Source organism: Mesorhizobium sp. M7A.F.Ca.AU.002.02.1.1 (genome assembly GCF_003998535.1).
GTDB lineage: Bacteria > Pseudomonadota > Alphaproteobacteria > Rhizobiales > Rhizobiaceae > Mesorhizobium > Mesorhizobium ciceri.
Genome location: NZ_RZPB01000373.1, coordinates 1 through 5,950, shown reverse-complemented (window position 1 = coordinate 5,950; position 5,950 = coordinate 1). Strand labels below are relative to the sequence as shown.

Below are 5,950 nucleotides of genomic sequence, written 5' to 3'. Positions count from 1 at the left end.
TTCGTGTCCATCCTGCCGCTGGCCGCCGTCGGCGCCATCATCCTGTCCTTCCTGCGGCTGCCGGCGAAAGCATCCGGCAAGGTGGAGATCGCCGACAGCGACGCCAGACCACTGGCTGAAATCGTCACGCAGCCGCGTTTCGTCGCCGCGCTTTTCTGTGCGGTCGGCAGCTACGCGCTGATGAGCTTCGTCATGACGGGCGCACCGCTGGCCATGGTCGGCTGCGGACTGTCGGAGACCGACGCGACGCTCGGCATCTCCTGGCACGTCATGGCGATGTTTGCGCCAAGCTTCTTCACCGGCTCGCTGATCCATCGCTTCGGCGCCGAACGCATTGTGACCACCGGCCTGATCCTGCTCATCGGCTGCGCCATTGTCGCTCTGTCGGGCCTGGCGCTGTGGCAGTTCTGGACGTCGCTGATCCTGCTGGGCCTTGGTTGGAACTTCGGCTTCATTGGCGCGACCGCAATGGTGGCCTCCACCTACCGGCCGTCGGAAAAGGGCAAGGTGCAAGGCTTCCACGACTTCGTCCTGTTCGGCTCCGTCGCCTGCGCCTCACTGATGTCGGGCATGGTCTACAACGCCTGGGGCTGGGAGATGCTGAACTGGATAGTCTTTCCGGTCACCGTCCTGTGCTTCGTGGCGCTGGGCGCGCTGAAGGTGACGAGCGCGCGCCCGGCTTGACGCCAAACCTATGCGTCCGGCGGCAACACCTGAAGCACCCTCGCTATGAACATATGGAACTCAGCCATGTAGTTGCGCAGGAAGTCCTCGGTGGATTCGACCGTCACTTCGCCGTCGTCCGTTATCAGTCCCGGCGTGAACTGGATATAGGCTTCCGGCGCATTCATCTGGGGTGAGTTGCAGAAGCTCAGAACGCTGCGCAGGCTTTGTTGGGCGACAGCGGTTGCGATGGCGCCCGGCGATGTTCCGATGACGGCGGACGGTTTGCGCGCGAATGAATTCTTTCCATAGGGGCGGCTCGCCCAGTCGATCGCGTTCTTTAATCCGCCAGGGATCGAGCGGTTGTACTCCGGGGTAACGAACAGGACGGCCTGAACGGACGCGATCGCCTTTTTGAAATCCCGGGCGACCGGCGGGAAATCCGCATCATAATCGTAGCTGTAAAGAGGCAGATCCCTGAAGGCGATTTCCGTCATTTCAAGTTCCGGAGGAGCCAGTTGAACGAGCGCCTTCGCGAGCTTGCGGTTGATGGATTCCCGGGCAAGACTTCCGATGAGGTAGCCGACTTTGTGTATGGCCATGACACGCTCTCCGTGTTTGCCACCCGCACCCTATGGCATTATCCGCCAGATGGCAGCAGATCGCCAGCGTCGCCTCAAAATCGGCCTTCCGAACAAAAATATTGCGCTGATCCCCCTTGTTATGAAACCGTGTGCCCCGACTGGCCGTTGAAGCCATGCTCATATGCGGTCATCGCGTTTCGGTTCATAGCTAGGGGTTCCACAATGTTTTCAGTCAAGTTTCTGGCCGGCGCGGCATTGGCGCTCGGCATCACGGTGGCTTCCGCCAATGCCCAGGTGGTTGTCTCTTCGAAGATCGACACCGAGGGCGGCGTGCTCGGCAACATCATCCAGCTCGTCCTCAACGCCAACAACATCAAGACATCGGACCGCATCCAGCTCGGCGGCACGCCGGTGGTGCGCAAGGCGATCACCGCTGGCGAGATCGACATCTATCCCGAATACACCGGCAACGCCGCCTTCTTCTTCGAGAAGGCCGACGACCCGGTCTGGAAGGATGCCGCCAAGGCCTATGAAACGGCCAAGAAGCTCGACTACGACGCCAACAAGATCGTCTGGCTGTCGCCGTCGCCCGCAAACAACACCTGGGCGATTGCGCTGCGCAAGGAAGTCGCCGAGACCAACAAGCTCGCCACGCTCACCGACTTCGGCAAATATGTCGCGGGCGGCGGTCAGGTGGTGCTGGCGGCTTCTGCCGAGTTCGTCAATTCGGCGGCTGCACTGCCGGCCTTCCAGACCACCTATGGCTTCACGCTGAAGCCGGACCAACTGATCACTCTCTCAGGCGGCGACACCGCGGCAACCATCGCCGCGGCCGCCAACCAGACCAACGGCGCCAATGCGGCCATGGTCTACGGCACCGATGGCGGCATCGCACCGTCCGGGCTCGTCGTGCTCGACGACGACAAGGGCGTGCAGCCGGTCTACCAGCCGGCGCCGATCATCCGCGAAGCGGTGCTGAAGCAACATCCCGAGATCGAGACGCTGCTGAAGCCGGTCTTCGCCAAGCTCGACCTCGTCACGCTGCAGGAGCTGAATGGTCGCGTGCAGGTCGGCGGCGAGCCGGTCAAGGGCGTCGCCGAGGACTTTTTGAAGAAGAACGGCTTCCTGAAGTAGGACGATTCCGGCGCGCCGCTTTCGTGGCGCGCCGGATCGACTGACGGGGGAGGGCGTGAACATCCGCTTCGACAAGCTCGGCGTGGTCATCGCCGCTATATCAGCCTACGCGGCTTTTGCCGCGCCCTTTGCCACGTTCCGTGCCAACCGCATCGTCCCCGGCCAGGCGCGCTCGATTCTCGAGGCGCTGCCGGCAACCACCGGGACGCTGCTGCTCGTCATGATCGTCGCCGCAGCACTCATCGCGCTGTTCAAGACACCGCTTTCGCTGCGCCTTGCCGCCAGCGTGGTGGCGCTTGCCGCGCTCGCGCTGCTGATCGGCGTCGCCGGAACATTCCTCACGCCGGAGGGCAACACCTTTGCGAGAGTTTCGCCAGCCTCCGGTTTCTGGATTCTGATCTTTGCCTTCACGCTTTTGCTCGCCGATGTGCTGACACGGCTGGACCTGTCGCCATTGGCACGAGTTGGCGTGCTTGCGGTCTCGGCTTTGGCGATCGGGCTGCTGTTGATTTCGGGAAGCTGGGACAATCTGTCGATCCTGAAGGAATATTTCAACCGCGCCGACAGTTTCTGGGCGGAGGGCTCCAAGCATGTAACGCTGGCGCTAGGGTCGCTGCTTGCGGCAGTGGTCGTCGGCCTGCCGCTGGGCATTCTCTGCCATCGTGTCGAAAGTCTGCGCGCCGGGGTTCTCAACGTGCTCAACATCATCCAGACCATTCCCTCGATCGCGCTGTTCGGCCTGCTGATCGCGCCGCTCGGCTGGGTGGCCACGCATGTGCCGGGGGCTGCCGCGCTCGGCATTCGCGGCATCGGCACCGCACCCGCCTTCGTCGCGCTGTTCCTTTATTCGCTGCTGCCGGTGGTGGCCAACACCGTGGTCGGTCTCGCTGGCGTGCCGCGCGCGGCCAACGACGCCGCGCGCGGCATGGGCATGACCGACAGGCAGCGCCTGTTCGGCGTCGAGTTCCCACTGGCCTTTCCAGTGATCCTGACCGGCATTCGCATCGTCTTGGTGCAGAACATCGGCCTCGCCACCATTGCCGCGCTGATCGGCGGCGGCGGTTTCGGCGTATTCGTCTTCCAGGGTGTGGGCCAGACGGCGATGGACCTTGTGCTGCTCGGCGCGGTGCCAACGGTCGCGCTCGCCTTTGCCGCCGCCATCATCCTCGATGCGGTGATCGAAATGACCGCCACCAGGCGCAGGGTTGAAACGGCATGATCGAGATCGAAGGCATTACCAAGCGCTATGACGCGACGACCGTGGTCGATGACGTGTCGATGGTCATCGAGCCGCGCACCATCGCCGTCATTGTCGGCACGTCCGGGTCCGGCAAGACGACGCTGCTGCGCATGATCAACCGGCTGGTCGAGCCGACCTCGGGCATCATCAAGCTCGACGGCGCCGACAATCGTTCGCTGCCCGGCTATGAGCTGCGCCGCAGCATCGGCTACGCCATCCAGGGCCACGGCCTGTTCCCGCATCGCACGGTGGCGCAGAACATTGCCACCGTGCCGGTGCTGCTCGGTTGGGACAAGGACCGCATCAAGGCCCGGGTCGACGAACTGATGACGCTCTATCAGCTTGACCCCGAAGCCTTCGGGCCGCGCTATCCGCACGAACTGTCCGGCGGCCAGCAACAGCGCGTCGGCGTTGCCCGCGCGCTCGCCGCCGAGCCCAACGTGCTGTTGATGGACGAACCGTTCGGCGCCCTCGACCCGATCATCCGCAACAAGGCGCAGGAAGATCTGCTGGCGATCCAGAAGCGCTTCGGCACCACCATCATCCTGGTCACCCACGACATGGAAGAGGCCGTGCATATGGGCGACAAGATCGCGGTCATGGATGCCGGCAAGCTGGTGCAATACGCCAAGCCCGCCGAGATCCTGGCAAAGCCGGCAAGCGCCTTCGTCGAGACCCTGGTCGGCGCCAGCGAAAGGCCGTTCCGGCTGCTGTCGCTCGGTCGGGTCCGCGATGCCGTGGAGAAGGGCTCCGCCGAAGGCGAGGCGATCCCCGGCGACGCCAGCCAGCGTGACGCGCTGGCCGAATTGTTGTGGACGGGCCGGCCGGCGCTGCCGGTCAAAGGCGCCGATGGCAAGCCGCTTGGCCGCGTCACCGTCGACGGGCTGGTGAAGCGCGCGGCGAGGCCCGCATGAAGGCCTGGCTTCCATCGCTGCTCAGACTTGCCCTGGTGATGCTGCTCGTTGCCTTCGTCACCAATCCCGGCTGGTTCGTGCCGCTGCTGAAGCCGCTGACCGAAAACAATGCGCCGGTGATCTACAACCAGGGCAGCCTGCTGACGCTGACATTGCTGCATTTGCGCACGGTTCTGATCGCCACCGTGGCAGCAACCATCGTTGCGGTGGCGCTTGCCATCCTGGTCACCAGGCCCGCCGGCGCCGAATTCCTGCCGCTGTCGCGCAGCCTGGTCAACATCGGCCAGACCTTTCCGCCCGTGGCGGTGCTGGCACTCGCCGTGCCGGCCGTCGGCTTCGGCGAGAAGCCGACACTGATCGCGCTGTTTCTCTATGGCCTGCTGCCGATCTTCGAGAACGCGCTGACCGGCCTGACGACGCTACCTGCCAACGTCGTCGAGGCGGCGCGCGGCGCCGGCATGACCGGTTGGCAAAGGCTCACCAAGGTCGAGCTGCCGCTCAGCGCCCCGATCATTCTCGGCGGCATCAGGCTGTCGGTGGTGATCAGCCTTGCCACGGCGACCATCGGTTCGACCGTGGCAGCCAAAACGCTGGGCGAAGTGATCATCGCCGGGTTGTTATCCAACAATCTCGCCTTCATCCTGCAGGGCGGCCTGATCGTGGCAGCCCTTGCCGTGCTGATCTATGACGGCCTGTCGGCCATAGAGCGCTACACGGCGCGCCGGATGGGCCGGGAGGCAGAGTAGCCACGCCCTGCGTCAGGGCTAATTTCAATCGATCTAATCGCAGGGTGCTGACGGCAGCCGCCGCCTGGTCCCAACCATTTGGGCGAAAGCCGGGCAAAAACCGAACAATATCTTGACGTTCGCAGCCCTGTTTCGCATACACCGCTGCGAAGAGGCGGATTCCGTGCTCGGAATCCGGTCTTTGTCTCAACGGCCCAGGGAGGGGTTCTTTTGGGCCATCAATCGAGGAAAATCCGGCAATGACAATTATTTCCGCCGTCATCGCCTGCGGCCTGCTTTCAATCCTTTACGCCATCTGGGCGACACGTTCGGTCCTTGCGGCCGATCAGGGCAATGCACGCATGCAGGAAATCTCCGCGGCTATCCGCGAGGGCGCACAAGCCTATCTGGCGCGTCAGTACACCACCATCGCCATCGTTGGCGTCGTCGTCCTCGTGCTCGCCTGGTGGTTGCTGTCCATCACCGCCGCGATCGGCTTCCTGATCGGAGCGGTGCTTTCAGGCGCCGCCGGCTTCATCGGCATGCATGTCTCCGTTCGCGCCAACGTTCGCACGGCGCAGGCCGCATCGAACAGTCTCGCTGCCGGCCTCGACATCGCGTTCAAATCGGGCGCCATCACCGGCATGCTGGTTGCTGGCCTCGCCTTGCTCGGCGTGTCGATCTACTACC

At 63.7% G+C, this 5,950-nt stretch carries 7 protein-coding genes; 6 read left to right on the top strand and 1 reads right to left on the bottom strand.

Annotation, left to right across the window (positions count from 1 at the left end; translation table 11 throughout):
- Positions 1-684: MFS transporter (locus EN879_RS21375; RefSeq protein WP_164774502.1), on the top strand; the 684-nt coding region annotated here is incomplete at its 5' end.
- An 8-nt stretch (positions 685-692) separates the two neighbouring features.
- On the opposite strand, the gene EN879_RS21370 is transcribed toward EN879_RS21375, so the two are convergent.
- Positions 693-1,265 (bottom strand): NADPH-dependent FMN reductase, encoded by a 573-nt coding sequence (locus EN879_RS21370; protein WP_013532242.1) that lies wholly within the window; start codon positions 1,263-1,265, stop codon positions 693-695.
- A gap of 204 nt (positions 1,266-1,469) precedes the next feature.
- On the opposite strand from EN879_RS21370, the gene EN879_RS21365 reads away from it, so the two are divergent.
- The 5 genes from EN879_RS21365 to EN879_RS21345 all read left to right on the top strand — a co-directional run.
- Positions 1,470-2,381 (top strand): ABC transporter substrate-binding protein, encoded by a 912-nt coding sequence (locus EN879_RS21365; protein ID WP_013532241.1) that lies wholly within the window; start codon positions 1,470-1,472, stop codon positions 2,379-2,381.
- 55 nt (positions 2,382-2,436) lie between these two features.
- The gene (locus EN879_RS21360; RefSeq protein ID WP_063167768.1) at positions 2,437-3,600 is read left to right on the top strand and encodes an ABC transporter permease; all 1,164 of its coding nucleotides are present in this window, start codon (positions 2,437-2,439) and stop codon (positions 3,598-3,600) included.
- A complete protein-coding gene (locus tag EN879_RS21355; protein WP_013532239.1) occupies positions 3,597-4,535 on the top strand; it encodes an ABC transporter ATP-binding protein in 939 nt (312 codons plus the stop codon). The genes EN879_RS21360 and EN879_RS21355 overlap by 4 nt, the downstream gene beginning before the upstream one ends.
- On the top strand, positions 4,532-5,281 hold the full coding sequence (locus tag EN879_RS21350; RefSeq protein WP_013532238.1) for an ABC transporter permease: 750 nt from the start codon (positions 4,532-4,534) through the stop codon (positions 5,279-5,281). The genes EN879_RS21355 and EN879_RS21350 overlap by 4 nt, the downstream gene beginning before the upstream one ends.
- 239 nt (positions 5,282-5,520) lie before the next feature.
- A partial coding sequence (locus tag EN879_RS21345) for a sodium/proton-translocating pyrophosphatase (RefSeq protein WP_206520974.1) occupies positions 5,521-5,950 on the top strand: 430 nt, incomplete at its 3' end.

Bases quoted from the DNA above. Each gene is read 5' to 3' on its own strand.
- EN879_RS21370 (WP_013532242.1), bottom strand. From the start codon at position 1,265: ATGGCCATACACAAAGTCGGCTACCTCATCGGAAGTCTTGCCCGGGAA.
- EN879_RS21365 (WP_013532241.1), top strand. From the start codon at position 1,470: ATGTTTTCAGTCAAGTTTCTGGCCGGCGCGGCATTGGCGCTCGGCATC.
- EN879_RS21355 (WP_013532239.1), top strand. From the start codon at position 3,597: ATGATCGAGATCGAAGGCATTACCAAGCGCTATGACGCGACGACCGTG.
- EN879_RS21350 (WP_013532238.1), top strand. From the start codon at position 4,532: ATGAAGGCCTGGCTTCCATCGCTGCTCAGACTTGCCCTGGTGATGCTG.